Below are 25,876 nucleotides of genomic sequence, written 5' to 3'. Positions count from 1 at the left end.
CACGATGCCTGCGCCTGGGGGTCGAGCGGCGATGCCAATATGACGGAGATCGTCATGAGCAAGTGCGAGGCCGGTTTCCTCGACCATATGACGGCCGCGCAGAAGCGCCGATATGAGGCTCGCGGCCGAGCGTGCGGCGAGCGTTATCCGATCACGCCGCTTGGCGGGTCAATTCAAATATACCTGTCCTCCATGTGTCACGAAGACCTCGCGGTGACCTATTTCAAAGCGGCCAAAGGAGGGCGCATCGCGGCAACGCCGCGATGGAACATTCCCGACATAGCTGAATAGACAGAGGGTTTCCGGGATACCAGGCGCTTCGGCGAGAGGCTGAGCGACGGCGATGCCGCCGCTCGGCGGGTGGTCGGCTTCAGACGGCCGGCGGGTTCAGCCTGGCAAAGCCCTCTTGCCGCCGGTAGGGGAAGTACGGGTAGGGCGCCGTCACCGCGCTCGCATCATCGAGTGCCTTGATCTGTTCAGGCGTTAGCGCCCAGCCGACGGCGCCGAGGTTCTGCCGCAACTGATCCTCATTGCGCGCGCCGATGATGACCGACGACACGGTCGGCCGCCGCAGGAGCCAGTTGATGGCGATCTGCGGAACGGTCTTGCCGGTCTCGGCGGCGACCGCTTCCAGCGCGTCGACCACCCTGAAAAGGAGCTCGTCCTCGACGGGCGGCCCGAAATCGGCGGTGCCATGCAGCCGGCTCTTTTCAGGCAGGGGCTGTCCGCGTCGGATCCTTCCGGTCAGCCGGCCCCAGCCGAGCGGACTCCACACCAGCGCACCGACGCCCTGGTCGAGGCCGAGCGGCATAAGCTCCCATTCATAGTCGCGGCCGACCAGCGAATAGTAGACCTGATGGGCGACGTAGCGCGGATAGCCGTGCCTCTCGGCCATGCCGAGCGACTTCATCACCTGCCAGCCGGAAAAGTTGGAGACGCCGACATAGCGCAGCTTGCCCGAGCGCACGAGATTGTCCATGGTCGACAGCACCTCCTCGACCGGCGTCGAGGCATCGAAGGCGTGAAGCTGAAGCAGGTCGATATAGTCGGTGCCGAGGCGCTTCAGCGCCGCGTCCACGGAGCGGATCAGGCGCGATCGCGACGAGCCCCAGTCGGCCGAGCCATCGCCCATCGGCAGGGATGTCTTGGTCGAGATCAGCAACGCGTCGCGGCGGCCCTTCATAGCCTCGCCCAGCACCTCCTCCGAGGCGCCGTTCGAGTAGACATCGGCCGTGTCGAACAGGTTGACGCCCGCCTCCAGGCAGATGTCGACCAGCCGTCGTGCCTCCTTGGCGTCGCTGTTGCCCCAGTGGCCGAAGAGCGGACCGGAGCCGCCGAAGGTTCCGGCGCCGAAGGAAAGGGCGGGTACTTTCAGGCCGGAGGCGCCGAGAGGTCGATAGTCCATCTTTTTTCTCCTTGAGGTGTCGAAGGCGGAATTCAGTTGGTCAGCATTGGGCCGCGACCGGCTTGCCTATGGCGCGGCCGCGTTCGAGCCGCAGCGCCATGAGCACGACTCCGAGCGCGGCGAGCGGCACCAGGCCGGCGACGAGGGGGACGGCGCCAAGGCCGGGGCCGTGGTCGATGACGAAGCCGCCGAGCCAGGCACCGATGGCGTTGCCGAGATTGAAAGCGGCGATGTTGAAGGAGGAGGCCAAGCCCTGGCCGGCGCCCTCGGCCTTCTCCAGCACCCACATCTGCAGCGGCGCGACGGTGGCGAAGGCGGCAGCACCCAGCAGGCCGACGGCGACGATCGCCGTGATCGGCTGATGGATCGCCGCGGTCATGACGAACAGCACCGCCGACAGCGAGGCCAGCGTGCCGACGACCGTAGGCACCAGGTGGCGGTCGGCGAGGCGTCCTCCAAGCAGGTTGCCCGCGACCAGCCCGCCGCCGAAAACGAGCAGGATCGGCGAGACGGCAGCCTCGGAAAAGCCTGTGACGCGGGTAAGGATCGGCGCCAGATAGGTGAAGGCGGCAAAGACGCCGACCCAGCTCAGCACCGTGGTCAACAGGCCGAGCAGCACCGGCCGGCGGCCGAGCACGGCGAGCGTGCCTTCGGAACTTCCGTCCTCCTTCGTTGCCGCCGGCTCGTCGCGCGGCACCAGCAGCGCGATCACGGCAAAGGCGATGACGCCGACCAGCGTGACGGCGAGGAAGGTCGAGCGCCAGCCATAGGCCTGGCCGAGCCAGGTGCCGAACGGCACGCCGAGGATGTTGGCGACGGTGAGGCCGGTGAACATCAGCGCGATAGCCGAGGCCTTCCTGTTGGGCGCGACAAGGCTGGTGGCGACGACGGAGCCGACGCCGAAGAAGGAGGCATGGGCGAAGGCGGTGAGCACGCGCGCCGCCATCAGCGTCCAGTAGTCGGGCGCAAGCGCGCAGGCGAGGTTGCCGACGGTGAACACCACCATCAGGGCAAGCAGCAAGGTCTTGCGCGGCAGGCGGCCGGTCAGTACGCCGAGCAGCGGCGCGCCGACGACGACGCCAAGGGCATAGCCGGAAATGAGCAGGCCCGCCGCCGAGATCGAGACGCCGAAATCGGCGCTGACGTCGAGCAGCAGGCCCATGATGACGAATTCGGTGACGCCGATGCCGAAGGCGCCGGCGGTGAGGGCGTAGAGAGCAAGGGGCATGGCGGTGGTCCGGTCGATCTGGGTGGACGCAGTCCCTGCGTCCCTTTTGTTGGAGCACGATCTTTTCGGGATCATGCATCGACCGGAAGATCGTGATCCGCCAAGCTGTGAGCCAGCCTTGCATCAGGCATATTTTCTGTGAAATAGATTCATGAATGGCGAGGCCCGAAATCAACCGCTCCGGCGAGATCGAAGTGTTCGTCCGTGTCGTCGAAGCAGGCAGTTTTTCGGCCGCGGCGCGGGCGTTGCGCATGACGCCGTCAGCGGTGAGCAAGCTGATCGCGCGGCTGGAGGCGCGGCTCGGCGCGCGGCTCATCAGCCGTTCGACACGCCGGCTGCAGCTGACGCCGGAAGGCGTGGCCTTCCACGACAGCGGCCTGCGCATCCTCGCCGATCTCGACGCGGCCGAGCGGGAAGCAGCGGCGGGCGCGGCGCCGCGCGGGCGCTTGAGGGTCAACAGCTATGTGCCGTTCGGCCAGCACCGGCTGATGCCGCTGTTGCCGCGCTTCCTCGCACGCTATCCGGAAATCTCCGTCGAGGCGGTGCTGACCGACAGCGTCATCGACCTTATGGAGGAGCGCGCCGACGTCGCCATCCGCGCCGGCCCGCTCAGCGAGTCACGGTTGGTGGCGCGCAAGCTCGGCCAGAGCCCGATGGTGGTCGTTGCCGCGCCCGCCTATCTCGAAGCGCGCGGCACGCCGCGGACGCCGGCCGACTTGGCCAGTCACAATCTGCTCGCTTTCGCCTTCGTGCGGCATGTCGACGGCCTGCCATTCCTCGATGCGAAAGGCGCATCGATCATGATCCCCATTGCCGGAAACCTGACAGTGAGCGACGGCGAGGCAATGCGGCTGACGGCGCTTGCCGGCGCCGGCATCGCGAGGCTGGCGCGCTGGCATGTCGAGCCCGACATCGCCGCGGGAAGGCTCGCGCCGCTGCTGGAAGCGTTCAATGCCGGCGACGAGGAGCCGACGCACGCAGTCTATGTCGGCCAGGGCAAGCATCTCCCGGCCCGTGTCCGGGCCTTCCTCGATTTCCTGGCCGAGAACGTTCGCCTCTGAATGAGGAACGAGCCGCGCGCCAGTGGCACGCGGCTATGTCTGCTCAGAACGAGGGAATTACGGCTTCGGCACGAACGGCGCCGGACGCCGGCCGGCAGTCTGCCGCTCCAGCATCCAGCCGGGATATTCGGCAGGCAGCGCGCTCACCTCATCGAGCCTGGCGAGGTCGTCGGCGTCGAGCTTCAGCCCGGTCGCGGCGAGGTTCTGCTCGAGTTGGTCCATGCGGCTGGCGCCGATGATGACGCTCATGACGAAAGGCTTGGCCAGCACATAGCCGAGCGCCACCGTGGCGACGCCGACGTCGTGCTTGCTGGCGACCTCGCGCATGACGGCGACCGCTGCCCATGCGCGGTCCTCGTTGACCGGCGGGAAATTGAAGGAGGCGCGGCGCCCCTCGCCGTTGCCCGGCGCGCCGGGACCGTATTTGCCGGAGAGCAGCCCGCCGGCCATAGGCGACCAGACCATGAGGCCGAGCTTTTCCTCGTTGATCAGCGGCACGATCTCGCGTTCGAGATCGCGTCCGGCAATCGAGTAGTAGGACTGGATCGTCTCGAAGCGGGCGAAGCCCTTGCGCTCCGCGATGCCCAGCGCCTTGGCGATGCGCCAGGCCTGCCAGTTGGATACGCCGACATAGCGGACCTTGCCGCTGGCGACGAGATCGTCGAGCGCGCGCAGCGTCTCGTCGATCGGCGTCACCGTATCCGTGCCATGCAACTGGTAGAGGTCGATATGGTCGGTCTGCAGCCGCTCCAGGCTGCCGTCGACCGAATCCATGATGTGACCGCGCGAGGAGCCGCGCTCGTTCGGCCCGTTGCCCATGGCGCCATGCACCTTCGTGGCGATGATGACGTCCGAACGCCTGATGCCGAGATCCTTCAGAGACTGGCCGAGCAATTGTTCCGACTGGCCGTAGGAATAGACGTCCGCCGTGTCGAAAAAATTGACGCCGGCGGCGATGGAGCGGGCGACGATCTCGTTCACGCCTTTCTGGTCGAGGCTGGCGATGAGGCCCCATTGAGCATTCTGGCCGGCGGCGCCGAAGGTCATGGTGCCGAGGCAAAGTTCGGAAACGAACAGGCCGGTGTTGCCAAGCTGGTTATAGCGCATGGTGGAGTTTCCCCGAAAGCAGGATTGAATCACACTGGGGAAATATGAACGGGCCGTTTCGTTTCAAGCTAGGGGGCAGGCTTTATCGCTTGATTGGCGTGCCGGTAACGAGATCGTTACGATACGTCGAGTCGCTCAGCGGCTGCCGAAGATCGCCGAGCCCACCCGAACGCTGGTCGCGCCGAAGGCTATCGCGGTCTCGTAATCGCCCGACATGCCCATCGAAAGCTTCGCGACACCCGCTTGACGGGCCAGCTTTTCGAGCAGCGCGAAATGCGGGCCGGGATTTTCCTCCGCCGGAGGGATGCACATCAGGCCTTCGATGGTCAGACCATGCGCCTGGCGGCAGCGCGCGACGAAGGCGACGGCCTCACGCGGCTCGATGCCGGCCTTTTGCGGCTCGGAGCCGGTGTTGACCTGGACGTAGAGTTTTGGCGACCGGCCCTGCCTTGCCATTTCTCTGGCGAGTTCGGCGGCGATCTTCTCGCGGTCGACCGTCTCGATGACATCGAAAAGCGCGACCGCTTCCTTGGCCTTGTTGGACTGCAGTGGGCCGATAAGATGCAGCTCCAAGCCGGGATATGCTTCTCTCAGCACCGGCCACTTGCCCTGTGCTTCCTGCACTCGGTTCTCGCCGAACACGCGCTGGCCGGCCTCGATGACGGGGCGGATGTCCTCGACCGCGAAGGTCTTCGACACTGCGACCAGCGTGACGGCGCCGGGCTCGCGCCTTGCCTCGCGCTCGGCGCTCGCGATCCTCGCCTTTACCGCGTGAAGCTGTTCTACGGCGCTGGTCATGCCACTGTCCTGTCTATAGTTTTCATGGCTACGCCGGCTCGCCATAGTTGACGGGTCCGGCAATCCATGGTGAACACCGCGACGACATTTCCCGGCCGCCGGCCATGTCCGGCGCCTTGCGCCTGCTTTTAAGTGAAAAACATCCGATGGCAACCGAACGTTACAATCCACGCACGTCAGAGCCCAAATGGCAGAAGGCCTGGGCCGAAAAGAAGCTGTTCGAGGCCAGGAACGACGATCCGAAGCCGAAATACTACGTGCTCGAGATGTTCCCCTATCCGTCGGGCAAGATCCATATCGGCCACACCCGCAACTACACGATGGGCGACGTGGTGGCGCGCTACAAGCGCGCCAAGGGATTCAACGTGCTGCATCCGATGGGCTGGGACGCTTTCGGCATGCCGGCCGAGAATGCCGCCATGCAGAACAAGGTGCATCCCAAGGACTGGACCTACGAAAACATCGCCGTCATGCGCGAGCAGCTCAAGATGATGGGCCTCTCGCTCGACTGGGCCCGCGAATTCGCCACCTGCGACGTCGACTACTACCACCGCCAGCAGATGCTGTTCCTCGACTTCGTCGAGAAGGGGCTGGTGACGCGCAAATCCTCCAAGGTCAACTGGGACCCAGAGGACATGACGGTGCTCGCCAACGAGCAGGTGATCGATGGACGCGGCTGGCGTTCGGGCGCGTTGGTCGAGCAGCGCGAGCTGACGCAGTGGTTCTTCAAGATCACCGACTTCGCGCAGGACCTTTTGGACTCGCTCGACCTGCTCGACGAATGGCCGGAGAAGGTCAAGCTGATGCAGCACAACTGGATCGGCCGCTCCGAAGGGCTGCTGATCCGCTGGCCGCTGGCCGCATCCGTCGGCGATATGCATGAGCTGGAAGTCTACACGACCCGGCCCGACACCATCTTTGGCGCTTCCTTCATGGCAGTCGCCGCCGACCACCCGCTGGCGAGGAAAGCCGCCGAGGGCAATGTCCAACTGGCGAAGTTCATCGAGGAGGTGCGTCACATGGGCACCTCTGTGGCGGCGCTCGAGACGGCCGAGAAGAAAGGTTTCGACACGGGCATCCGCGTCGTCCATCCGTTCGATGAGAACTGGACGCTGCCGGTCTATGTCGCCAATTTCGTGCTGATGGAATACGGCACCGGCGCCATCTTCGGCTGCCCGTCGGGCGACCAGCGCGACCTCGACTTCGCCAACAAATACGGCCTGCCGGTGATCCCGGTGGTAATGCCGGAAGACGGTGACGCCAAGACCTTCCAGATCATCGAGGAGGCCTATGTCGACGACGGCGTGATGATCAATTCGCGCTTCCTCGACGGCATGAAGCCCGAGAAAGCTTTCGATGAAGTGGCAAAGCTCCTCGAGCAGAAGAGCATCGGCGGTCGGCCGATGGCGGAGCGCAAGGTGAATTTCCGCCTGCGCGACTGGGGCATTTCGCGCCAGCGCTACTGGGGTTGCCCGATCCCGATGATCCATTGCGAGTCCTGTGGCGTGGTGCCGGTGCCGAAGGCCGACCTGCCGGTGAAGCTGCCCGACGACATAGAGTTCGATCGTCCCGGCAACCCGCTCGACCGGCATCCGACCTGGCGCCATGTGAAGTGCCCGCAATGCGGCCGCGGCGCGCGGCGCGAGACCGACACGATGGATACTTTCGTCGATTCGTCCTGGTATTTCGCGCGCTTCACCGCGCCGTGGGCGAACGAGCCGACCGAGCCGAAAGCCGCCGACGAGTGGCTGGCCGTCGACCAGTATATCGGCGGTATCGAGCACGCGATCCTGCATCTGCTCTATTCGCGCTTCTTCACCCGCGCCATGCGCGAGACCGGCCACCTCAATCTGGCAGAGCCGTTCAAGGGCCTGTTCACGCAAGGCATGGTGGTGCACGAGACCTACCGTGTCGGCGGTTCTTCGACCAACGGCCGCTGGCTGTCGCCGCCTGAGGTCAGGCTCGAGGACGTCGGCGGCAAGCGCCGCGCCATCGAGATCGCCACCGGCGAGGAGGCCACGATCGGCGCGCTGGAGAAGATGTCGAAGTCGAAGAAGAACACGGTGAGCCCGGAAGAGATCACCGACGGCTACGGCGCCGACACCGCGCGCTGGTTCATGCTGTCGGACTCGCCGCCGGAGCGCGACGTCGAATGGACCGACGACGGCGCCGCCGGCGCGCACCGCTTCGTACAGCGCGTCTGGCGCCTGGTGCAGATCGCGGCCGATGAGCTTTCCGGCGTGAAACCGGCGGCGGCAAAGGACGGCGAGGCAGGCGCCGTTTCCAAGGCCGCGCACAAGATACTCAAAGCCGTCGGCGAGGATATCGAAAAGCTCGGTTTCAACCGCGCGATCGCCCGCATCTATGAGCTCGCCAACGTTCTGGCGACGCCGCTCAACGAGGTTGCCGAGGGCAAGGCCGATGCGTCGCTGAAGGGCGCCTGCCGCGAGGCTGTGGAAATCCTGGTGCACGTCATCGCACCCGTCATGCCGCACTTGGCCGAGGAATGCTGGGAGGCGCTGGGCGGAACCGAGATGGTCGCCGAGCGGCCCTGGCCGGTCTACGATCCGGCGCTGGTCGTCGACAACGAGATCGTGCTGCCAGTGCAGGTCAACGGCAAGAAGCGCGGGGATTTGACAATTGCCCGCGACGCGGATCAAGGTGCCGTCGAAAAAGCGGTGCTGGCCCTCGACTTCGTGCAGAAAGCGCTGGAGGGTAAGGCTCCGCGCAAGGTGATCATCGTCCCGCAGAGGATCGTCAATGTCGTTGCCTGATCCGATGAAACCAGAAGCGGCCCGTCTCAACGGCCGCTTGGCGCTTTGCGGCATGGTCGCCGCCCTGGCGATGGTCTCGGCCTGCACCGTGCGGCCGCTCTATTCCAACCAGCCGCTGTCACCCGGATCCCAGCTCAGCGCGTCGGCCGAGCTCGCCTCGATCTCGATCAAGCCGGTCAAGACGCGCTACGCGCAGCAGGTGCGCAACAATCTGATCTTCGCTTTCGGGCAAGGCTCGGGCGAGCCGGCCTCGCCGGCCTACACGCTCGATCTCGGCGTCACCGAGCTGGTCGAATCGGCGGCCATCGTGCAGGTGCAGACGCAGGAAGACGAGCCGACGGCGGGCACGATCACGCTGACGGCCAATTACGTGCTGCGCGATTCCGCGACCAACACCGTGATCGCCGTCGGCAAGCGTTCGATTCCCTCATCCTTCGACAAGCCGCGCCAGGAATTCGCGGCTTATCGGGCGCAGATCGACGCCGAGAACCGCGCCGCGCGCGAGCTGGCCGACCTTTTGCGGCTGTCGATCGCGCAGGATCTTAGCAGGCACGGCAAAAAAGCCTGAGGCGTGTCGATAATCAGGTGAGGCCGGCCTGCAAATTCCGGTTTCCTGCTCTTCCGGTGCTCACATACTTTAAGTACGCTCCGCTCCGGTTCTCGCAAACCGTCATTTTGGTCGCTTCGCGCCCGTCTTTAACTCCGGCTCGCCCTGAACTGGATCTCAACACGCCTCCGCGCATCTTTGTGCCCGCAAAAAAAGGCCGGTTGCCCGGCCTTTTTTGTTTCTGATGGGAGAGTCGGCGTCAGCCGATCTTCTGGCCGGTCTTGGCCCAGTCGGCCAGGAACTGCGCCAGGCCCTTGTCGGTCAGCGGGTGACTGACCAGCGCCTTCAGCGTCGCCGGCGGCGCGGTGACGACGTCGGCGCCGATCAGCGCCGCCTGCTTGACGTGGTTCACCGTGCGCACCGAGGCCGTGAGAATCTCGGTCTTGAAATCGTAATTATCGTAGATGGTGCGGATCTCCGAGATGAGCTCCATGCCGTCGGCGCCGGTGTCGTCGATGCGGCCGACGAAGGGCGAGATGAACGAGGCGCCGGCCTTGGCGGCAAGCAGCGCCTGATTGGCCGAGAAGCAGAGCGTTACGTTGACCATGCGGTTCATCTCGGTGCGGATCGTCTTGCAGGCCTTCAGGCCGTCAAGCGTCAGCGGCACCTTGATGGCGACATTCGGCGCGATCTTGGCCAGGATCTTCGCCTCGGCCATCATGTCCTTGTATTCGGTCGCCACGACCTCGGCCGAGACCGGGCCTTCGACGATATCGCAGATCTGCTTGGTGACTTCGGAGATCTTGCCCCCCGATTTCAGGATCAGCGAGGGGTTGGTGGTAACACCATCGACCAGCCCCAGGTCGTGCAGCTCCTTAATTTCCTTGATGTCAGCGGTGTCGACAAAAAACTTCATGGCCGTCTCCTTGGGGATCGCCCGGCGCCTGGCCGGGCATATGCGGGGGTCCTCTTTGATCTAGACCAAAGTCAGGGCAAGGTCACGCCTGATGATGGAAGATTCGCCCTTTGTCGCAGCCGCGCCGGTGCTGGTGCCGATGCCGGCCGAACGGCCCTACACCTATGCCGTGCCACGTGGCATGCGCGTGGTGCCGGGCTCGATCGTGCGGGTGCCGCTCGGGCCGCGCCAGGTCGCGGGCATCGTCTGGGACGGCGCGGTCGAAACGGTCGACGCGAGGAAACTGCGGCCGATCGAAGAAGTCTTCGACTGCCCGCCGATCGACAGGGCAATGCGGCGCTTCGTCGACTGGATCGCGCAATACACGCTCTCTGCCCCAGGCATGGTGGCGCGCATGCTGCTCAGGGCCCCGGAGGCTTTCGACCCCGAACCCTGGATCGAGGGATTGCAGCGCACGCTGGCCGAGCCGGACCGGTTGACCGATGCGCGGCGACGCGTGCTGGAGACGGCCGAAGGGGGGCTGGCATGGACGCGCTCGGGATTGGCGCATGCAGCCGGCGTTTCCTCGACCGTGATCGACGGCCTGAGGGCGCAGGGTGTGTTCGAGACGGTGATGATCCCGCCGCGTCCGGCCGTGGCGGCGCCCGATCCCGGCCATGCCGCGCCGGAGCTGATGCCGGATCAGGACGTTGCGGCGGAGAAGCTGCGCGCGGCTATCGCGGCCGATGCCTTCAACGTCACCTTGCTAGACGGCGTCACCGGGTCGGGCAAGACCGAGGTCTATTTCGAGGCGGTGGCCGCCGCGCTCGACAAGGGCAGGCAGGTGCTGATTCTGTTGCCGGAAATCGCGCTCACCCATGCTTTCCTCGAACGCTTCCAGGTCCGGTTCGGCGCCAAGCCGGCGGAGTGGCATTCCGACCTGCCGCCCCGGATGCGCGAGCGTGTCTGGCGGCAGGTGGCCGAGGGTGGTGTGCGCGTCGTCGCCGGGGCGCGCTCGGCGCTGTTCCTGCCGTTCAAGGAACTCGGCCTGATCGTCGTCGACGAGGAGCACGATCCCGCCTACAAGCAGGAAGACCGCGTCTTCTACAATGCGCGCGACATGGCGGTGGTGCGCGGCCATATCGGCGATTTCCCGGTGGTGCTCGCCTCGGCCACGCCGTCCGTGGAAAGCCGGGTCAACGCCATGCAGGGCCGCTACGACCGGGCCGTGTTGTCGTCACGCTTCGCCGAGGCGGCGCTCCCCGACCTGAAGTCGATCGACATGCGCCGCTCGCCGCCGGCGCGCGGCGGCTTCCTGTCGCCGGTCCTTTTGGAGCAGATGCAGCGCACGCTGGAGAGGAAAGAGCAGTCACTGCTTTTCCTCAACCGGCGCGGCTATGCGCCGCTGACGCTCTGTCGCGTCTGCGGCCACCGCTTCGGCTGTCCGGTCTGTTCGGCCTGGCTGGTCGAGCACCGCTTTCGCGGCCAGCTCGTCTGCCATCATTGCGGCCACAATGAGCGGCGGCCGGAAGCCTGTCCGGAATGCGGCACGCTCGACCATCTCGTGGCCTGCGGTCCAGGCGTCGAGCGCATCGCCGAGGAAGTGGTGGGGCATTTCCCTGATGCCCGCACCATTGTGCTGTCGTCAGATATTCTGGGCGGCGTGCGCCGGCTCCGGCTCGAACTGGAGGCCGTCGCCAATGGCGAGGCCGACATCGTCATCGGCACGCAGCTTGTCGCCAAGGGCCACAATTTTCCCGGCATGACGCTGGTCGGCGTGGTCGACGCCGATCTCGGCCTCGCCAATGGCGATCCGCGCGCCGCCGAGCGTACTTTCCAGCTGCTCAGCCAGGTGACCGGCCGCGCCGGCCGCACCGGCAAGAAGAGTCTCGGTCTCCTGCAGACCTACCAGCCCGACCATCCGGTGATGCGGGCCATCATCTCCGGCGATTCGGAAGCCTTTTACGAGCGCGAGATCGCCGAGCGCGAGCGGGCTGGGCTGCCGCCATTCGGCCGGCTTGCCGGCATCATCGTGAGCGCGGCAACGCGAGGCGAGGCGGAAAGCCATGCGAGGGCCCTCAGGCGCACGGCACCGACGGCCTCCGATCTCTTCGTACTCGGGCCGGCCGAGGCGCCGCTGTCGCTGATCGGCGGCCGCCACCGCTTCCGCTTGCTCGTGCAGGGCGAGCGGCGCGCCGACATGCAAGGCTTCATCCGCGCCATGCTGGCCGCGGGACCGAAGCCGCGCGGCTCGGTCAGGGTGCAGGTCGACATCGACCCTCAGAGCTTCCTATAAGTGGGAAAGTCGGTCCCTCCCAACGGAGCACCACCTATGAAAACCCTTGGGCTGATCGGCGGCATGAGCTGGGAATCGACGGCGATCTATTACCGCCTGCTCAATGAGATCGTGCGCGAACGGCTGGGCGGGCTGCATTCGGCAAAGCTCTTGCTGTGGTCGTTCGATTTCGCCGAGATCGCCGAGCGGCAGCACGCGGGCGACTGGGAGGGCGCCGGCGCCCGTCTGGTGGATGCCGCGCGCAGGCTGGAGGCGGGAGGCGCCGAAGGCCTGGTGATCTGCACCAACACCATGCACAAGCTGGCCGACACGGTGCAGGCCGCCATCTCCGTTCCGCTCATCCACATCGCCGACGCGACCGGGCGTGCCGTGGTCAACGCAGGCGTGAAACGACCGGCGCTGCTCGCGACGCGCTTCACCATGGAGCAGGAATTCTACAAGGGCCGGCTCGCCGACAAATACGGCCTCGAGCCGGTGGTGCCGAACCAGGCCGGCCGCGACATGGTGCACAAGGTGATCTATGACGAACTCTGCCAGGGCATCGTCAGAGGCGAATCGAGAACCGTTTATCTCGACGAAGTCGCCCGGATGCGTCGCGACGACCGGGTGGACGGCGTCATCATGGGCTGCACCGAGATCACCATGCTGATCGGCGAGCGCGATTTCGACGTTCCAGTGTTCGACACGACACGCATCCATGCGCAGGCCGCTGTCGACTTCGCGCTGGGCTGATGCGCGATTCTAATGTGCCCGCCGTCCTCTGGCGCGCTTTCATTCCCTGGCTAAAATGCCGCTGTCTCAGAATAAGGAATATGAGGGGGATCTTATGGACTTCGCGTTTCCGTGGCCCGCGAGCCAGGGCGAATGGCTGGCATGGTCGAGCGCCGTCGTGACCTTGGCCCTCGGCCTGTTCCTGTTCCTGGCGCCGGGCCTTGCGTTTCGGGTGCTGCGGCTGCAGCCAAGGCCGGAGAAAGCCGCGGCGATCGCCGAGGGTCGCGGCCGCATGTCCGGCTTCTATCTCGGCGTCAGCCTGTGCTGCATCCTGTTGGCGCAGCCGCTGCTTTACATGGCGCTGGGCTTCTCCTGGCTGTTCACCGCCTTCGGCCGATTGCTGTCGATGATGTCGGACGGCGCCAACACCCCTTTCAACTGGGTTTCCATCGTGGTTGAATTGGCGCTGGCGGCGCTGCCGCTGGCCTTTGCCTTCGGCTTTGTGCCGTGAATTGGGGACTAATCCGGCGCTTAAGGTTGGCCTTCGCCGCTCGATGCGACAAAAGTGCGTGAAAACCATGCCGGGCGATGCATTGCGGTCTTAAAAAGCCTGTGCTAGACGGCAATCGACTTTCGGCAGGGGATAGCGGAAGCCGCATCTCCGTGCTTGAAAATTTGTAATAAGGTCAAAGATTTAGCCAGAGTTTTTGCTCGCGCCAACAATCTGCGGCCTGTCAGACAAGAGAAAAGACGGTCCGTGGCCCAATCGTCATCGCCAATCTCAGCTGTCGCAGAACGCTACGCAGGCTCGCTGTTCGAGCTTGCCTTGCAGGACAATTCGATCGCCAAGGTCGAGGCCGACCTCGCAAGCTTCGAGGCGATGCTCAACGGCAGCGAGGATCTTGGCCGCCTGATCAACAGCCCGGTGTTCTCCGGCGAGGACCAGGCAAAGGCCATCGCCGCTATCGCCGACAGGGCCGGGATCACCGGCCTGGTCGGCAATTTCCTGCGCGTCGTCGCCCGCAACCGGCGCCTGTTCGCGGTGCCCGGCATGATCAAGGCTTTCCGCCGGATCGCCGCGGACCATCGCGGCGAGGCGTCCGCCGAGGTCACCTCGGCGCATGCGCTGACGGCCGCGCAGCAGACTGAACTCAAGGCGACGCTGAAGAGCATCGCCGGCAAGGACGTGGCCATCGCCATGACCGTCGATCCGTCGCTGCTCGGCGGGCTGATCGTCAAGATGGGCTCGCGCCAGATCGATACGTCGCTCAAAACCAAACTCAATTCGCTCAAGCTTGCACTGAAAGAGGTCGGCTGATGGACATCCGCGCCGCGGAAATTTCCGCAATTCTGAAAGACCAGATCAAGAATTTCGGCAAGGAGGCCGAGGTCTCCGAAGTCGGTCAGGTTCTGTCCGTCGGTGACGGCATCGCCCGCGTCTACGGCCTCGACAATGTCCAGGCCGGCGAGATGGTCGAATTCCCGGGCGGCATCCGCGGCATGGCGCTGAATCTCGAAGCCGACAATGTCGGCGTCGTCATCTTCGGTGCCGACCGCGACATCAAGGAAGGCGACACCGTGAAGCGGACCGGCGCCATCGTCGACGCTCCTGTCGGCATGGGCCTGCTCGGCCGCGTCGTCGACGCGCTGGGCAACCCGATCGACGGCAAGGGTCCGATCAAGGCAACCGAACGCAAGCGTGTCGACGTCAAGGCGCCCGGCATCATCCCGCGCAAGTCGGTGCATGAGCCGATGTCGACCGGTCTCAAGGCCATCGACGCGCTGATCCCGGTCGGCCGCGGCCAGCGCGAACTGGTCATCGGCGACCGCCAGACCGGCAAGACCGCCATCATCCTCGACACGATGCTGAACCAGAAGTCGGTGCACGACAACGGCCCCGAGAAGGAAAAGCTCTACTGCGTCTACGTCGCCGTCGGCCAGAAGCGATCGACCGTCGCGCAGTTCGTCAAGGTGCTGGAAGAGCGCGGCGCGCTTGAATATTCGATCATCGTCGCCGCCACCGCTTCCGATCCGGCGCCGATGCAGTTCCTGGCGCCCTTCACCGCCTGCACCATGGGCGAGTATTTCCGCGACAACGGAATGCATGCGCTGATCAGCTACGACGATCTGTCGAAGCAGGCCGTCGCCTACCGCCAGATGTCGCTCCTGCTGCGCCGCCCGCCGGGTCGCGAAGCCTATCCGGGCGATGTGTTCTACCTGCATTCGCGCCTGCTCGAGCGCGCCGCCAAGCTCAATGACGACAACGGCAACGGGTCGCTGACCGCGCTGCCGATCATCGAGACGCAGGCCAACGACGTGTCGGCCTACATCCCGACCAACGTCATCTCGATCACCGACGGCCAGATCTTCCTCGAGACCAACCTGTTCTTTCAGGGCATCCGCCCGGCGGTGAACGTCGGCCTCTCGGTGTCGCGCGTCGGCTCCTCGGCGCAGATCAAGGCGATGAAGCAGGTCGCCGGCTCGATCAAGGGCGAGCTCGCGCAGTATCGCGAAATGGCTGCCTTCGCGCAGTTCGGCTCCGACCTCGACGCCGCAACGCAGCGCCTGCTCAATCGCGGTTCGCGCCTGACCGAACTTTTGAAGCAGCCGCAGTTCTCGCCGCTCAAGGTCGAGGAACAGGTCGCGGTGATCTTCGCCGGCGTCAACGGCTATCTCGACAAGCTGCCCCTCAATCAGGTCGGCAAGTTCGAGCATGGCCTGCTCAGCCACATGCGCTCGGCCGGCAAGGGTGTGCTCGACGCCATCCGCACGGAGAAGGCGCTGTCGGACGATTTGCGCGCCAAGCTCAAGGCGGAAATCGACGCCTTCGCCAAGACCTTCGCTTGAACGAAGCCGAACGCACGGGATCAGGTTTGAAGCATGGCTTCGTTAAAAGACCTTCGTAATCGCATCGCCTCGGTCAAGGCGACGCAGAAGATCACCAAGGCGATGCAGATGGTCGCCGCGGCGAAGCTGCGTCGCGCGCAGGAAGCGGCGGAAGCAGCCAGACCCTATTCCGAACGCATGGGCGCGGTTCTGGCCAACATCACCCAGGCCGTCGGCGGTGGCGGCGACGCCCCGGCGCTGATGACCGGCACCGGCAAGGACGACGTGCATCTGCTCATCGTCTGCACCGCCGAGCGCGGCCTGTGCGGCGGCTTCAACTCGCAGATCGCACGCCTCGCCCGCGAGCATATCCGCAGGCTGCTTGCCGACGGCAAGCAGGTTAAGATCATCTGCGTCGGCAAGAAGGGTTTTGACATACTGCGCCGCGACTACGGCTCGCTGATCCTCGAGCGTGTCGATCTGCGCGAGGTCAAGACGCTCGGCTTCGTCAACGCCGACGCGATCGCGCGCAAGGTCATCCACCTGTTCAACGAGGGCGGCTTCGACATCTGCACGCTGTTCTATTCGCAGTTCAAATCGGTGATCAGCCAGATCCCGACGGCGCAGCAGATCATCCCGGCGGCGCAGGCCTCCGCCGCCGCCGCGACGAGCAATGGCGCCGCTTCGGTCTACGAATACGAGCCGGAGCCGGGCGAGATCCTCTCCGACCTCATCCCGCGCAACATCGCGGTGCAGATCTTCCGTGCGCTGCTGGAAAACGCGGCCGGCGAGATGGGCGCCAAGATGAGCGCGATGGACAATGCGACGCGCAACGCCGGCGACATGATCAACAAGCTGTCGATCACCTACAACCGCCAGCGGCAGGCGCAGATCACCAAGGAACTGATCGAGATCATTTCGGGCGCCGAGGCGCTCTAATCGCGCGCCGCGCGGGACATCCGGCGGACGGCGTGAACAACGGATAGACGAAAAGGGCAAAGACGATGGCGAAAGCAGCTACCCCGAAGACCGCCGCCAAGGCGGCAGAGGCCCCCAAGGCGGCGGCGAAGCCCGCTCCGGCCAAGAAGGCGGCCGCTCCGGCAAAGACCGCAGCCTCCGCCAAGGCGGAAGCGACTGCCAAGGCGCCGGCCTTTGCGACCAAGCGCGTCGGCGCCGCCGGCAAGGTCCGCCAGGTCATCGGCGCCGTCGTCGACGTGCAGTTCGAGGATCACCTGCCGGCCATTCTGAACGCGCTCGAAACCGACAATGTCGGCAGCCGCCTGGTGCTCGAGGTTGCCCAACATCTCGGCGAGAACACCGTGCGCTGCATCGCCATGGACTCGACCGAAGGCCTGGTCCGCGGCCAGGAGGTCTTCGACACCGGCGCGCCGATCTCGGTTCCGGTCGGCCCGGGCATGCTCGGCCGCATCATCAACGTCATCGGCGAGCCGGTCGACGAGGAAGGCCCGGTCGACGGCGTCGAGCTGCGTGCCATCCACCAGCCGGCTCCGGCCTATGTCGACCAGTCGACGGAAGCGCAGATCCTGGTCACCGGCATCAAGGTTCTCGACCTGCTCGCGCCCTATGCTCGCGGCGGCAAGATCGGCCTGTTCGGCGGCGCCGGCGTCGGCAAGACCGTGCTGATCCAGGAACTGATCAACAACGTTGCCAAGGCGCATGGCGGCTTCTCGGTGTTCGCCGGCGTCGGCGAGCGTACCCGCGAAGGCAACGACCTCTATCACGAGTTCATCGAATCGGGCGTCAACAAGAAGGGCGGCGGCCAGGGCTCGAAGGCCGCACTTGTGTACGGCCAGATGAACGAACCGCCGGGCGCGCGCGCCCGCGTCGGCCTGACCGGTCTGACGGTCGCCGAATATTTCCGCGACCAGGGCCAGGACGTGCTGTTCTTCGTCGACAACATCTTCCGCTTCACCCAGGCGGGCTCGGAAGTGTCGGCGCTGCTCGGCCGCATTCCTTCGGCCGTGGGCTACCAGCCGACGCTGGCCACAGACATGGGCGCGCTGCAGGAGCGCATCACGACCACGACCAAAGGCTCGATCACCTCGGTGCAGGCCATCTACGTTCCGGCCGACGACTTGACCGACCCGGCGCCGGCGACCTCGTTCGCCCACCTCGACGCCACGACCGTGCTCAACCGCGCGATCTCGGAAAAGGGCATCTACCCGGCCGTCGATCCGCTGGATTCCACCTCGCGCATGCTCGACCCGATGGTCGTCGGCGAGGAGCACTATCAGGTCGCCCGCCAGGTGCAGTCGATCCTGCAGCGCTACAAGTCGCTGCAGGACATCATCGCCATCCTGGGCATGGACGAGCTGTCGGAAGAGGACAAGCAGACGGTGGCCCGCGCCCGCAAGATCGAGCGCTTCCTGTCGCAGCCGTTCTTCGTCGCCGAAGTGTTCACCGGCTCGCCGGGCAAGCTGGTCGACCTCGCCGACACCATCAAGGGCTTCAAGGGCCTCTGCGCCGGTGACTACGACCACCTGCCCGAAGCCGCCTTCTACATGGTCGGCGGCATCGACGAGGCGGTCGAGAAGGCGCAGCGCCTGGCGGCTGAAGCGGCTTAATTACTCATTCGATGGCGCGGGCGTTTGCGTCCGCGCTATTTCGATGCAAGCGTTTGTGAGACACCATGGCTGAAGCTTTCAAGTTCGAACTGGTCTCGCCGGAGCGGCTGCTCGTTTCCGAGCAGGTCGAGTCCGTCGTCATCCCGGGCGCCGAAGGCGAGATGACGGTGATGGGGCAGCACGCGCCGGTCATGACCACCATCAAGCCCGGCGTCGTCACTGTGAAGGCCGCCTCCGGCAAGGAAGACCGCTATGTCGTGTTCGGCGGTTTCGCCGACATCCTGCCGTCCGGCTGCACGCTGCTTGCCGAATCGGCGGTGCATGTGAACGACATCGACCGCGCCGACCTTGCCCGCCGCATCCAGGAGGCCAGGGAAGACGCGGCCGACGCCAAGGACGACATGGCGCGCAGCCGCGCCGAGCAGTTCCTCAGCCAGCTCACCACGCTGGAAGGCGCGCTGCTGCCGGCCTAATTGGGCTGTCTGCGAGGGATTGAGAAAGCGGGGCTTGCCCCGCTTTTTTGTTGTCCGATTTTCGGTTTGTCTCGCTCTTTGTGTTTGCGAGACATTTCGGCCTGCTTTGTCGGGCGCAATCCGTGACGGAAAACCGCTATTCGGACGTTACGTTCTTGTTGCCAATGCCGAGCGCGGCGAGAGCCAGCTTCGGACCACCCTGCTCGAAATGGGCCAAATGCGTGGCGACAAGCTCTGTCAATTTCCGGTGGCCAGCATTGCCCTTGGCAAAGCCGGCGAGATCGAACACGGCCGCCGTCATTTCGGCCGTCGGCAGGTCGCGGCCGAACAGGTCGTTAAGGGCAGAATCCAGCGGATCGGTGAAATGGCCCGCCGGCAAAGTCCTGCCGCGCGCGGCGCAGGCGGCGATCCAGGCGGCGACAACCAGCGACAGATGTTCCGGCAGCATGCCCCTCTCCAGCCTGGCGAGCGCGGAGGCGATGATGCGCTGCGGTAATTTCTGGCTGCCGTCATTGGCGATCTGCGCGGTGCGGTGGGCGAGCGCTGTGTTGGAAAAGCGCGCGGCGAGTTCGGCCGTGTAGGGGATCGGGTCGAGCCCGGCGTCCTGAGGCAGCGTCGGAATGGCCTCGGACCAGAGCCGGTCGACGAACTGCCGGATCGACTGGTCGGCGAAGGCGCGGTCGACTGTGGCGTGGCCGCTGAGCAGGCCGAGATAGGCAATGCCTGAATGCGCGCCATTGAGCAGCCTGAGCTTCATGTCCTCGAACGGGCCGACGTCGTCGACCATGGTGACGCCGAATTTCTCCCAGGCCGGCCGGCCGCCAGGAAAGCGATCCTCGATCACCCATTGGCGGAACGGCTCGGTCATTACCGGCCAGGCATCCTCGACGCCGAGCTGTTGCGCTATGCGCGACCGGTCGGCGTCGGTTGTCGCCGGGACGATGCGGTCGACCATGGAAGACGGGAAGGCAACCTCGTCGGCGATATGGCGCGCGAGGTCGGCATCGCGCAGCTTCGCGAACTCGATCAGCAGCCGATGGAGCGTGGCGCCGTTGGCCGGCAGGTTGTCGCAGCAAAGAACGGTGAAAGGCGGTGTGCCGGCGGCGCGACGGCGCGCGAGCGACTCAATCAGAAATCCATGCGCCGTCCTCGGCGATCCGGGGTTGGCGAGGTCGTGGACGATATCGGGGTGAACGCCGTCGAGCGTGCCGTCGGCTGCCCTGATATAGGCCTTTTCGGTGATGGTCAGTGTGACGATGCGGGTGCGCGGGTCGGTCAGCGCGGCGAGCACCGCGACGGGGTTTTCCGGGGCGACGAGCAAGGATTGGATCGAGCCGATGACCTGCAACTGTTCGCCGGCGCTGTCCCTGACAGCCAGCGTGTAGAGCCCGTCCTGCGGCGCCAGAGCATCGCGAGTATCGGGGCTGCGCAGAGAGACGCCGACGATACCCCAATCGGTCGCGCCGTCCGCCAGGCATGCGTCGATATAGGCCGCCTGGTGGGCACGGTGAAATGCGCCGACTCCGAGATGGACAATGCCGGGGGTCGCAGAATCGCGGGCGTAGCCAGGAACCAGAACTTCGGCCGGCAGCTTCGCAATGGTGGCGTTGGACAGGCGACCGTTCATGGACGCGGAGTCTCCGATCGGGTGGTCGCCTTATGCCGGGCGAAAACGATGGCAGTGGCGTAACATCCGCTGTCGGCGCGCACAATGGCTGCGTTCCTTTAGTGAGTCGCCATGCAACCGGCCCGTTGTGTATGTTGACATTGTCTTCGACCGATCCACCGTTAGCGCAATCTGGGAGGAGCCAAGTGGCCGCATTGACCGATCCGGACCTGTTGTTCCCGCCGGAAACGCGATCCTTGGCCCGCGCTCTTTACGGCGGCGTGAAGGATCTGCCCATCGTCAGTCCGCATGGTCACACCGATCCGCGCTGGTATGCTCTCAACGAGATCTTCCCCGATCCGGCGCAATTGCTGATAGTGCCGGATCATTACATTTTCCGCATGCTATTCAGCCAGGGCGTGCGGCTGGAAGAACTCGGCGTGCCGACGCTGGACGGCGCGCCTGTCGAAACCGACGGCCGCGCCATCTGGCGGCGCTTCGCCGAGCATTACTATCTCTTTCGCGGCACGCCGACGCGGCTGTGGCTCGACCATGTGTTCGAGCATCTGTTCGGCATCGACGAACCGCTGATCGCCGCCACTGCCGACCGTCACTACGACACCATCGCCACGCTGCTCCAGCGCGACGACTATCGGCCTCGAGCCCTGTTCGAGCGCTTCAACATCGAAGTGATCGCGACGACCGAAGGCGCGCTCGACGATTTGAAATGGCACCGGACAATCCGCGACAGCGGCTGGAAAGGTCGCGTCGTCACCGCCTACCGACCGGACGCCGTGGTCGATCCCGATTTCGAAGGTTTTCCGACCAATCTCGATCGGCTCGGCGAGATCACCGGATGCGACACCGGCACATGGACGGGCTACCTCGACGCGCACCGAAAGCGCCGCGCCTACTTCAAGGAATTCGGCGCGACCTCGTCCGATCACGGCCATCCGACCGCCGAAACCGCCAATCTCTCCGACGCGGCGGCGCAGGCTCTCTTCAACCGTGTCCGCCGCGGCTCGGAGGATGAGCGCGAGCGAAAACTGTTCCGTGCCCAGATGCTGACCGAGATGGCCAAGATGAGCCGCGACGACGGCCTGGTCATGCAGATCCATCCGGGCTCCTGGCGCAATCATTCGGCTTCTGTTTTCCAGAGATTCGGCCGCGACAAAGGCTTCGATATCCCGACCCGCACCGACTATGTCGCGGCGCTGAAGCCGTTGCTCGACTGCGTTGGGCTGGAGCGCGACCTCACGATCATCCTCTTCACGCTGGACGAGACCAGCTATGCACGCGAGCTGGCGCCGCTCGCCGGCGTCTATCCGGCCCTGAAGCTCGGGCCGGCCTGGTGGTTCCACGACAGCCCGGAAGGCATGCGCCGCTTCCGCGAGATGACAACCGAGACGGCAGGCTTCTACAACACCGTCGGGTTCAACGACGACACGCGGGCCTTCCCGTCGATCCCGGCGCGCCACGACGTCGCTCGCCGCGTCGACTGCGCCTTCCTGGCGCGGCTGGTCACAGAGCACCGCATCCGGGAGGAGGAGGCGCACGAGCTGGCGCGCGACCTTGCCTATACGCTTGCCAAGAAGGCGTACCGCCTTTGAGCCGGGCGCCCATGGTTTGAAGAGGAAGGCAACTTCGGATGGAAATCAGACGATGACCGATATTTTCTCACCTGCGGGCGAAAAAACCTGGGAGCCAACGCCGGACGGCAACCGCCGTCGCGTGCTTGTTCATACCGACGAGCTGATGATGGTCGAATTCGTCTTCGAGAAGGGCGGCGTCGGCGCGCTGCATTCGCATCCGCATGTGCAGGCCAGTTACGTTGCCGAGGGGTGCTTCGAGGTCACCATCGACGGCCGGTCGGAGATCCTCGAGACAGGAAGCAGCTTCATCGTGCCGTCGAACCTCGTGCATGGCGTCAAGGCGTTGGAGGCCGGGCGGCTGGTCGACAGCTTTGCGCCTTGCCGGGCTGATTTTCTCAGCTGAGCGCCCGCCTCTCAAAGGAAAAGCCCGCGCCGTGGGCGCGGGCCTGTTGCCTGGCGCTGGTCGCGCCACCGCGGTACTCAAACATCGCCGCAGGACCGCAACGGTGCCGCATTATGGTGAAGATAGGTTTAACGGCGACTGACTGGCGGCAGGCCGGGAAAAAATTCAGCGCTGCTGCAGCGCGAGCCGTATGCCGAGCGCGCAAAAGATGCCGCCGACCACCTTGCCCTGCCATTTCAGCACCCCCGGATTGCGGCGCAGAAAGGAGCCCAGGCCGCCCGCGCTGAGGGCAAAGACGACCGTGCTGAAAAGGCCGAGCAGGACGAAGATGATGCCCAGCACCATCAGCTGCAGCATCACGAAACCGCCTTGCGGGTGGACGAACTGCGGCAGGAAGGCGAGGAAGAACAGAGCGGTCTTCGGATTGAGCACTTCGGTCAGGATCGCTTGCCGGAAGGCTTTTCCCGCCGAGATCGGCAGCGTCCCACCCGCGAAATCGGCCGGCGCCTTTTCGACAATGGCGCGGATGCCGAGATAAACCAGATAGGCTGCGCCGATATATTTGATGATGCTGAACAGCATCGCCGAGGCGGCGATGATGGCCGAGATGCCGACAATGGCCATGATGGTGTGGATAACATCACCCGCCGCGACGCCGGCGCCGGTGGCGATGCCGACCTTAGTGCCCGAGCTCGTCGCCCGCGCGACGGTGAGCAGCGTTGCCGGCCCAGGAATGAAGACGAAGCCGAACACGACCGCGATGTAGGTGATGAGCGTGGCTGGGTCGATCATACGAAGGCTCCTTCCGCGGTCGCTGCCGGCAATGGATGCATCGAACCATAGCAGTTGGAGCCCTCCGACCAGTGTGCCAGCCATGGCTTTTCGATGACCGCATTGGCACGAGATGACAGGGTGACCTGCAAAGCGCGGTTGTGACCCGATGAGGGCTGCGCTACTCCAAGGCATCACGTGGTGAATCACTTGTCTGCTCTTCGCACCTTCCCGAAAACGAACGTCTGTCCGGTGTCAGCCTGATGCCGCCACAGGCAGCCAGCCTGAGGGCCGAGGACCACAAGCGGCGTGTCCTGAAGGATGTGTTCGGCTTCGACGATTTCCGCCCCGGACAGGCCGCCGTCATCGAGGCGCTGCTCGCCGGAAGCCATGTGTTGGCGGTGATGCCGACGGGCGCCGGCAAGTCGCTTTGCTATCAGGTTCCGGCGCTGGTCAAGGGCGGGTTGACCATCGTGGTTTCGCCGCTGGTGGCGCTGATGCAGGATCAGGTCGCCGCTTTGCGCCTTGCGGGCGTGCCCGCCGAAACGATCAATTCCTCGTTCGACCGCGAGGCCAACGTAGCGGCCTGGCGCCGCGTCGCGTCCGGGCAGACGCGGCTGCTCTACATGGCGCCGGAGCGGCTGATGACGGAGCGGATGCTCGAAGCCCTCTCCCGGCTCGACGTCGGGCTGATCGCAATCGACGAAGCGCATTGCATCTCGCAATGGGGCCCGGCCTTCCGGCGCGAGTATGAGGATCTGTCGCGGCTGCGCGGGCTGTTTCCGCAAGTGCCGATCATCGCGCTGACGGCTACGGCGGACGAGGCCACGCGCGCCGATATCGAGGCGCGACTGTTCGCCGGGCGCGCCGAGACCCTGGTGCTGGGCTTCGACCGGCCCAACATCAAGCTGGCGATAGAGCCCAAGCAAGACAGCAAGCGCCAGCTGCTGCGCTTCATCGAGCGTCACCAGGGCAAGAGCGGCATCATCTATTGCCTGTCGCGACGCAAAACCGAGGAAATGGCGGCTTTCCTGGAGAAGAACGGCGTGCGCGCGCTCGCCTACCATGCCGGCATGAGCAAGGACGCGCGCGAGGCCAACCAGAACGCGTTCATGAGCCTGTCCGGCGTCGTCATGGTGGCGACCATCGCTTTCGGCATGGGCATCGACAAGCCCGACGTCGCCTATGTCTTCCACACCGACCTGCCGGGCAGCCTGGAGGCCTATTACCAGGAGATCGGCCGGGCCGGGCGCGACGGCCGCCCGGCGGAAGCGCATATGCTCTACGGTGCCGGCGACATCCGCACGCGGCGGATGTTCATCGACGACGAGGGTACCTCGCCCGAGCACAAAAGACGGGCGCATCGCCGGCTCGACACGCTGATCGGCTATTGCGAGACGGCGCAGTGCCGGCGCCAGGTGCTGCTCGGCTATTTTGGCGAGGAAGCCCGGGCCTGCGGCAATTGCGACAACTGCCTCGACCAGGCGCCGCGCGCCGACGGCAGCGCCGAGGCGCGCATCATCCTTTCGGCCGTCGCGCAGAGCGGCGAGCGCTTCGGCGCCGCCCATGTCATCGACATTCTGCTAGGCCATGAGACCGAAAAGGTGCTGGCGAGAAGCCATCAGAACCTGGCCAGCTTCAGGACCGGCATCATGCACCGGAAGCCGGTCTGGCTGTCGCTCATCCGGCAACTCGTCGCCGGAGGCTTCCTGGTGCCGGATTCCGACGGCCATGGCGGCCTCGCCATCTCCGAAAGCGGCCGGGCGCTCGGCCGCGGCGAGGTTGCGTTCGAATATCGTGTCGAGGGCCGGGACCGTCTCCAGCGCGGCAGGAAGCGTGCCGCGCAGGGCACCGCCATGGACGGCGAGGGCGTCGACGCATCGCTTCTGGCGGCGCTCAAGACGCTGCGGCTGCGGCTCGCCAAGGAGCGCCAGGTGCCGGCCTATGTGGTGTTTTCCGACCGCACGCTGATCGACATGGCCGAGCGCCGCCCGCAAGACCTCGACGATTTCGCCGAGGTGAACGGCGTCGGCGCCGCCAAGCTCAAGGAGTTCGGCGAGGTTTTCCTGAGTGCGATCGCGGCACATCAGGCCGACGGGTCGGACTGAAGGACTTGCTGCCCGGCAATGTCAGCGGGCCAGGCATCAACTTGCGCCGGCTAATGCCAAAGGCAAATCCTGACGTCTTTCCCGACGTAGCAGGCGCCCTCGCGGCGAAGGTCTTCCCATCTTTCGTCGCCGTGGGTCGCCGCTATATCCGCGTTCGAATAGCCGGCCCAGGAATTGCCGTCCTTGTAGACTACCGCCCAGTAATCCCTGGACATTTCACCCGCCCCGCTATTGGTGTCGGGATAGTCGATGCCGGCAAAAACCTGCTTGGGCCCCTGGATGTTGAAATCGCCACCCTTTTCGATCTGGTAGGAGCATTTTCCGGAGATGCGGGTCTGGCCCGCAACGACGAGCAGGCAGCGGCCCCATCTGTAGTCGCTCGGCAGGCGGTGCTTTGCGGCTTCCGCATGCGAAGGCGAAAGGGAAAACGCAATTGCAAGGGCAACCGCCATGGTTGGCCCGATGCCCTTGCCACTCGTTACCAAGCCGCCAGAGCGACCGGACACTGTCGGGTTCCACCCAGAGCGCATGTCGAAGGCCCTCCGCAGGTTGATCGCCTGAGATCATATAGCATCGACTATGGCCGGATTTTTGTCACGCGACTGTGCGCTGCTTCACGGCGGAGTTTGGATCGCTCGAGACGCGCAGTTTGAACTTGGGGCATTTTAAGTGGGAGAATCCCGGCCCTGC

23 protein-coding genes are annotated in these 25,876 nt (G+C 65.1%); 15 read left to right on the top strand and 8 right to left on the bottom strand.

Translation table 11 applies throughout. The features are described 5' to 3' along the window. Positions 1–39 precede the first annotated feature (39 nt). Positions 40–291 carry a hypothetical protein gene (locus ACR64R_RS20755; RefSeq protein WP_487358144.1) on the top strand — a complete coding sequence of 84 codons (252 nt, stop codon included), beginning with the start codon at positions 40–42 and terminating at the stop codon, positions 289–291. A 79-nt stretch (positions 292–370) separates the two neighbouring features. Here the strand turns inward: ACR64R_RS20755 and ACR64R_RS20750 are convergent, their stop codons facing one another. Next, positions 371–1,405: an aldo/keto reductase gene (locus tag ACR64R_RS20750; protein ID WP_487358143.1), complete on the bottom strand. Its 1,035-nt coding sequence runs from the start codon at positions 1,403–1,405 to the stop codon at positions 371–373. Positions 1,406–1,445: 40 nt separating this feature from the next. After that, entirely contained in the window at positions 1,446–2,633 is a 1,188-nt protein-coding gene (locus tag ACR64R_RS20745) for an MFS transporter (protein ID WP_487358142.1), read from the bottom strand. Between the two features lie 155 nt (positions 2,634–2,788). On the opposite strand from ACR64R_RS20745, the gene ACR64R_RS20740 reads away from it, so the two are divergent. Further along, positions 2,789–3,694 (top strand): LysR family transcriptional regulator, encoded by a 906-nt coding sequence (locus tag ACR64R_RS20740; RefSeq protein ID WP_487358141.1) that lies wholly within the window; start codon positions 2,789–2,791, stop codon positions 3,692–3,694. 57 nt (positions 3,695–3,751) lie between these two features. Here ACR64R_RS20740 and ACR64R_RS20735 read toward each other — a convergent pair whose 3' ends face one another. Together ACR64R_RS20735 and ACR64R_RS20730 are read right to left on the bottom strand one after the other, a co-directional pair. Then, positions 3,752–4,801 carry an aldo/keto reductase gene (locus ACR64R_RS20735; protein WP_487358140.1) on the bottom strand — a complete coding sequence of 350 codons (1,050 nt, stop codon included), beginning with the start codon at positions 4,799–4,801 and terminating at the stop codon, positions 3,752–3,754. Positions 4,802–4,936: 135 nt separating this feature from the next. Then, positions 4,937–5,599, bottom strand: a complete 663-nt coding sequence (locus ACR64R_RS20730; RefSeq protein WP_487358139.1) for a YggS family pyridoxal phosphate-dependent enzyme — start codon at positions 5,597–5,599, stop codon at positions 4,937–4,939. Positions 5,600–5,745: 146 nt separating this feature from the next. On the opposite strand from ACR64R_RS20730, the gene leuS reads away from it, so the two are divergent. Continuing rightward, positions 5,746–8,373, top strand: a complete 2,628-nt coding sequence (gene leuS, locus ACR64R_RS20725; protein WP_487358138.1) for a leucine--tRNA ligase — start codon at positions 5,746–5,748, stop codon at positions 8,371–8,373. Beyond that, on the top strand, positions 8,360–8,941 hold the full coding sequence (locus ACR64R_RS20720) for an LPS assembly lipoprotein LptE (RefSeq protein ID WP_487358137.1): 582 nt from the start codon (positions 8,360–8,362) through the stop codon (positions 8,939–8,941). The genes leuS and ACR64R_RS20720 overlap by 14 nt, the downstream gene beginning before the upstream one ends. Before the next feature lie 238 nt (positions 8,942–9,179). Here ACR64R_RS20720 and fsa read toward each other — a convergent pair whose 3' ends face one another. Continuing rightward, a complete protein-coding gene (fsa, locus tag ACR64R_RS20715; protein WP_487358136.1) occupies positions 9,180–9,836 on the bottom strand; it encodes a fructose-6-phosphate aldolase in 657 nt (218 codons plus the stop codon). A 91-nt stretch (positions 9,837–9,927) separates the two neighbouring features. Here fsa and ACR64R_RS20710 point away from each other — a divergent pair, with 91 nt between their 5' ends. The 8 genes from ACR64R_RS20710 to ACR64R_RS20675 all read left to right on the top strand — a co-directional run bounded on the left by ACR64R_RS20710 (position 9,928) and on the right by ACR64R_RS20675 (position 18,706). Beyond that, complete coding sequence (locus ACR64R_RS20710; protein ID WP_487358135.1) at positions 9,928–12,111, top strand: primosomal protein N'; 2,184 nt, start codon at positions 9,928–9,930, stop codon at positions 12,109–12,111. A gap of 36 nt (positions 12,112–12,147) precedes the next feature. Next, a complete protein-coding gene (locus ACR64R_RS20705) occupies positions 12,148–12,843 on the top strand; it encodes an aspartate/glutamate racemase family protein (RefSeq protein ID WP_487358134.1) in 696 nt (231 codons plus the stop codon). Positions 12,844–12,937: 94 nt separating this feature from the next. Continuing rightward, a complete protein-coding gene (locus ACR64R_RS20700; protein WP_042645646.1) occupies positions 12,938–13,333 on the top strand; it encodes an AGROH133_08824 family phage infection protein in 396 nt (131 codons plus the stop codon). 246 nt (positions 13,334–13,579) lie between these two features. After that, positions 13,580–14,140 carry a F0F1 ATP synthase subunit delta gene (locus tag ACR64R_RS20695; protein WP_487358133.1) on the top strand — a complete coding sequence of 187 codons (561 nt, stop codon included), beginning with the start codon at positions 13,580–13,582 and terminating at the stop codon, positions 14,138–14,140. After that, on the top strand, positions 14,140–15,669 hold the full coding sequence (gene atpA / locus ACR64R_RS20690; protein WP_487358132.1) for a F0F1 ATP synthase subunit alpha: 1,530 nt from the start codon (positions 14,140–14,142) through the stop codon (positions 15,667–15,669). Before ACR64R_RS20695 ends, atpA begins: the two co-directional genes overlap by 1 nt. 33 nt (positions 15,670–15,702) lie before the next feature. Then, the gene (locus tag ACR64R_RS20685) at positions 15,703–16,587 is read left to right on the top strand and encodes a F0F1 ATP synthase subunit gamma (RefSeq protein WP_487358131.1); all 885 of its coding nucleotides are present in this window, start codon (positions 15,703–15,705) and stop codon (positions 16,585–16,587) included. A 65-nt stretch (positions 16,588–16,652) separates the two neighbouring features. Next, positions 16,653–18,233, top strand: a complete 1,581-nt coding sequence (gene atpD, locus ACR64R_RS20680) for a F0F1 ATP synthase subunit beta (RefSeq protein WP_487358130.1) — start codon at positions 16,653–16,655, stop codon at positions 18,231–18,233. Positions 18,234–18,298: 65 nt separating this feature from the next. Beyond that, positions 18,299–18,706, top strand: coding sequence for a F0F1 ATP synthase subunit epsilon (locus tag ACR64R_RS20675; RefSeq protein WP_487358129.1), 408 nt, complete (start codon positions 18,299–18,301; stop codon positions 18,704–18,706). A gap of 136 nt (positions 18,707–18,842) precedes the next feature. On the opposite strand, the gene ACR64R_RS20670 is transcribed toward ACR64R_RS20675, so the two are convergent. Then, positions 18,843–20,333, bottom strand: a complete 1,491-nt coding sequence (locus ACR64R_RS20670) for a mannitol dehydrogenase family protein (protein WP_487358128.1) — start codon at positions 20,331–20,333, stop codon at positions 18,843–18,845. A gap of 185 nt (positions 20,334–20,518) precedes the next feature. Between ACR64R_RS20670 and uxaC the strand changes: the two genes are divergently transcribed. Beyond that, positions 20,519–21,922 (top strand): glucuronate isomerase, encoded by a 1,404-nt coding sequence (gene uxaC, locus ACR64R_RS20665; RefSeq protein WP_487358127.1) that lies wholly within the window; start codon positions 20,519–20,521, stop codon positions 21,920–21,922. 52 nt (positions 21,923–21,974) lie between these two features. Then, a complete protein-coding gene (locus ACR64R_RS20660) occupies positions 21,975–22,307 on the top strand; it encodes a cupin domain-containing protein (RefSeq protein ID WP_487358126.1) in 333 nt (110 codons plus the stop codon). A 165-nt stretch (positions 22,308–22,472) separates the two neighbouring features. Here the strand turns inward: ACR64R_RS20660 and ACR64R_RS20655 are convergent, their stop codons facing one another. Continuing rightward, complete coding sequence (locus ACR64R_RS20655; RefSeq protein ID WP_487358125.1) at positions 22,473–23,099, bottom strand: LysE family translocator; 627 nt, start codon at positions 23,097–23,099, stop codon at positions 22,473–22,475. 242 nt (positions 23,100–23,341) lie between these two features. Between ACR64R_RS20655 and recQ the strand changes: the two genes are divergently transcribed. After that, positions 23,342–25,186: a DNA helicase RecQ gene (gene recQ / locus ACR64R_RS20650; protein ID WP_487358124.1), complete on the top strand. Its 1,845-nt coding sequence runs from the start codon at positions 23,342–23,344 to the stop codon at positions 25,184–25,186. Between the two features lie 50 nt (positions 25,187–25,236). Here recQ and ACR64R_RS20645 read toward each other — a convergent pair whose 3' ends face one another. Then, positions 25,237–25,692, bottom strand: a complete 456-nt coding sequence (locus ACR64R_RS20645) for a hypothetical protein (protein ID WP_487358123.1) — start codon at positions 25,690–25,692, stop codon at positions 25,237–25,239. Positions 25,693–25,876 lie beyond the last annotated feature (184 nt).

The organism is Mesorhizobium sp. MC2-1-1, assembly GCF_057597255.1.
Note: the sequence above shows the minus strand (reverse complement) of the source record. Positions and strands in the feature narration are given on the sequence as shown.

Excerpts from the sequence above, each read along its gene's own strand:
- ACR64R_RS20755 (WP_487358144.1), top strand. The coding sequence starts at position 40 with ATGACGGAGATCGTCATGAGCAAGTGCGAGGCCGGTTTCCTCGACCAT.
- ACR64R_RS20750 (WP_487358143.1), bottom strand. The coding sequence starts at position 1,405 with ATGGACTATCGACCTCTCGGCGCCTCCGGCCTGAAAGTACCCGCCCTT.
- ACR64R_RS20745 (WP_487358142.1), bottom strand. The coding sequence starts at position 2,633 with ATGCCCCTTGCTCTCTACGCCCTCACCGCCGGCGCCTTCGGCATCGGC.
- ACR64R_RS20740 (WP_487358141.1), top strand. The coding sequence starts at position 2,789 with ATGGCGAGGCCCGAAATCAACCGCTCCGGCGAGATCGAAGTGTTCGTC.
- ACR64R_RS20735 (WP_487358140.1), bottom strand. The coding sequence starts at position 4,801 with ATGCGCTATAACCAGCTTGGCAACACCGGCCTGTTCGTTTCCGAACTT.
- ACR64R_RS20730 (WP_487358139.1), bottom strand. The coding sequence starts at position 5,599 with ATGACCAGCGCCGTAGAACAGCTTCACGCGGTAAAGGCGAGGATCGCG.
- leuS (WP_487358138.1), top strand. The coding sequence starts at position 5,746 with ATGGCAACCGAACGTTACAATCCACGCACGTCAGAGCCCAAATGGCAG.
- ACR64R_RS20720 (WP_487358137.1), top strand. The coding sequence starts at position 8,360 with ATGTCGTTGCCTGATCCGATGAAACCAGAAGCGGCCCGTCTCAACGGC.
- fsa (WP_487358136.1), bottom strand. The coding sequence starts at position 9,836 with ATGAAGTTTTTTGTCGACACCGCTGACATCAAGGAAATTAAGGAGCTG.
- ACR64R_RS20710 (WP_487358135.1), top strand. The coding sequence starts at position 9,928 with ATGATGGAAGATTCGCCCTTTGTCGCAGCCGCGCCGGTGCTGGTGCCG.
- ACR64R_RS20705 (WP_487358134.1), top strand. The coding sequence starts at position 12,148 with ATGAAAACCCTTGGGCTGATCGGCGGCATGAGCTGGGAATCGACGGCG.
- ACR64R_RS20700 (WP_042645646.1), top strand. The coding sequence starts at position 12,938 with ATGGACTTCGCGTTTCCGTGGCCCGCGAGCCAGGGCGAATGGCTGGCA.
- atpA (WP_487358132.1), top strand. The coding sequence starts at position 14,140 with ATGGACATCCGCGCCGCGGAAATTTCCGCAATTCTGAAAGACCAGATC.
- ACR64R_RS20685 (WP_487358131.1), top strand. The coding sequence starts at position 15,703 with ATGGCTTCGTTAAAAGACCTTCGTAATCGCATCGCCTCGGTCAAGGCG.
- atpD (WP_487358130.1), top strand. The coding sequence starts at position 16,653 with ATGGCGAAAGCAGCTACCCCGAAGACCGCCGCCAAGGCGGCAGAGGCC.
- ACR64R_RS20675 (WP_487358129.1), top strand. The coding sequence starts at position 18,299 with ATGGCTGAAGCTTTCAAGTTCGAACTGGTCTCGCCGGAGCGGCTGCTC.
- ACR64R_RS20670 (WP_487358128.1), bottom strand. The coding sequence starts at position 20,333 with ATGAACGGTCGCCTGTCCAACGCCACCATTGCGAAGCTGCCGGCCGAA.
- ACR64R_RS20660 (WP_487358126.1), top strand. The coding sequence starts at position 21,975 with ATGACCGATATTTTCTCACCTGCGGGCGAAAAAACCTGGGAGCCAACG.
- ACR64R_RS20655 (WP_487358125.1), bottom strand. The coding sequence starts at position 23,099 with ATGATCGACCCAGCCACGCTCATCACCTACATCGCGGTCGTGTTCGGC.
- recQ (WP_487358124.1), top strand. The coding sequence starts at position 23,342 with ATGCCGCCACAGGCAGCCAGCCTGAGGGCCGAGGACCACAAGCGGCGT.